Source organism: Stutzerimonas tarimensis (genome assembly GCF_042648805.1).
In the GTDB taxonomy this organism is placed as follows: domain Bacteria; phylum Pseudomonadota; class Gammaproteobacteria; order Pseudomonadales; family Pseudomonadaceae; genus Azomonas; species Azomonas tarimensis.
This window is the reverse complement of record NZ_JBHRXZ010000021.1, coordinates 1-2,016: the sequence shown is the minus strand read 5'-3', so window position 1 is coordinate 2,016 and position 2,016 is coordinate 1. Positions and strand designations below refer to the sequence as shown.

Here is a 2,016-nt window from a genome sequence, read left to right as displayed (position 1 = left end):
GCCCTTCCACCGCCTGGATGACCAACTCGCCCTGGGCGATCAGTTGGCTCTGTACCAGGGTCTCGTCGGTCGTGCCCTTGCCTTTGGCCGACTGCCAGGCAAAGCTGCTCTTGCTCTTTTCGTGGCTTTCCTGCTCTAGGTCCTTCACGCCTTCGAAGGCGATCTCGCCGCCGCTGGACAACGTCAGGTCGCCGCCGCTTTCCAGTTTCGCCGCCTGGTAGGTCTGGTCGCTGCCGCTGACCAGCAGCAGGTCGCCGCCCGTGCTGATTTCGCTGCCCACGTGCTCGAGGCTGGTTGTTTCGTCGCGCTTGAAGCTCTTGCGGCCGAAGCTGCCCTTTTTCTTCTTCTGGTACAGCGAGTAGTCGTAGTCCTGCGCCGCCAGCAGGTTCAGCTCGCCGCCGGCCACCAGGTAGGCTTCGTCGTTCGCGCTGACCTTGCTGGAGACGAGGTTCAGGTCTTGCCCGGCGATGATGCCCAGGCTGCCGCCGGCGCTGATCTCGCTGGCCTGCTGCTGGACGTGGTCGGTCTGCCGGATGACCTTCTTGCTCTTGGAGTAGAAATGCGACTCGTCGGCCGCCGAGGCCAGGGTAATGTCGCCTGCAGCCTGCAGGCCGAGGTCGCGCCCGGCCTTGAGCTCACTGCCGATGATCGCCAGGTCCCTGCCCGCGCCGATCTCCAGATCGCGCCCGGCGCTCACTTCGGCGCCCAGTTGGGTCACCCGCTCATCGAGGTAGCTGCTGCCGCGTGACTGGTGCTGCAGGTCCTGTACCGAGGCGATGCTCAGGTCGCGGCCGGCGTCGATGCCCAGGTCGCCGCGGCTGTCGAGCACGCCGCCGAGGTTGATGACGTCGCGCCCGGCCAGCAGCTCCAGGCTGTTGTTCGCCTTGATGCGCGCGGCGCTGTCGGCGTAGCTAACACTCACCCCCTTTATTCGACCCTGCTATCTCATCATGTTCACTAGCTTTTCGCAGCGCTCCACGCATTTAAACCAAGGCTGACCAGACCAATCGCCTCTATCAGAAACTCTGAAAAAAGATACTTTATCAGACTTAAGAACCCATCGCTTTGGATTTCTTAAAAACTGAAAGCCATAAGCCGAGCCATCCTCGCGCATATATACATAGATGTTGGACCTTGCCCCCTTACCTTGCGGACCCAGTAAAGATGGCTCTTCAATTTTGCATATTTCCTCTGGCAGCTTCGCCCACTCCTCAGCAAATAGGCAATATTCATAATCGTACTCTTTCGAGTAAACTAAATACTTTCCATCAAAGGCATGAGAAACCACCCATTTATATTCTCTCGAAATCTCAGGATAGCGCCACCCTCTATCTTCCATATACCCAGGCGTCGGCCCCTTTATGTTCCTTACTGAAGAAAAAACCGGATAATCCAGTGGATCAACCCGAAGATATTTATCATTCATGGCAAAGCTGTCCCCGCCAGCCTCGTATGCGTGATAAGCAGATTGAGGCACACACCCCGCCATAGCCAAAAACAATATAGCACCACTACTTTTCAATATATCGCTTGTAATTTTCAAAGCCATGCTCCCAGGGTTTTAGCGGGACGATCTCAGCATCCCAGTTGAATAGCTTTCCTGCCCAGCCACCATTGACCAAGTCCCATGTTCCAATCACGGCCTGCGCATTAGGTGGTGCTACCGCGCCAAAAGGAACGGAATACAAATATACTTTCTCGGCCAGACCACTGCTGCCCAAGTAAATGTTAGTTAGCGTCCCTAAAGAGTGCCCTGATGAGAGGGCACTCTCTGGACCAAGCGTTGCCAAATAGTCCTTAACCGAAGCATCAGGTAGCCCCTGATAGCCCAGCGCGATATCTATCGCATCAAAAGGAAGTCCCTCTACTCCTCTATTTAAAACCCCACGAACCGCGACACCATTACTCTTATAAAAATCTTCGTCTTTATTGCTAAACCTTGACCCAACACTCTCCCACTTATTTCCCGCGATCGACCCGGCCATCAGCAGCCAATTCAATTCCTCGGGTTTCAAG

Annotated in this window: 3 protein-coding genes; all 3 read right to left on the bottom strand. The window is 55.6% G+C overall.

Translation table 11 applies throughout. The annotated features are described in order from the left end of the window. Positions 1-922: hemagglutinin repeat-containing protein (locus ACFOMF_RS09150; RefSeq protein WP_386364034.1), on the bottom strand; the 922-nt coding region annotated here is incomplete at its 3' end. Between the two features lie 18 nt (positions 923-940). Further along, positions 941-1,543, bottom strand: a complete 603-nt coding sequence (locus ACFOMF_RS09145) for a hypothetical protein (RefSeq protein ID WP_386364031.1) — start codon at positions 1,541-1,543, stop codon at positions 941-943. Further along, a partial coding sequence (locus tag ACFOMF_RS09140; RefSeq protein WP_386364028.1) for a hypothetical protein occupies positions 1,512-2,016 on the bottom strand: 505 nt, incomplete at its 5' end. The genes ACFOMF_RS09140 and ACFOMF_RS09145, both read right to left, overlap by 32 nt.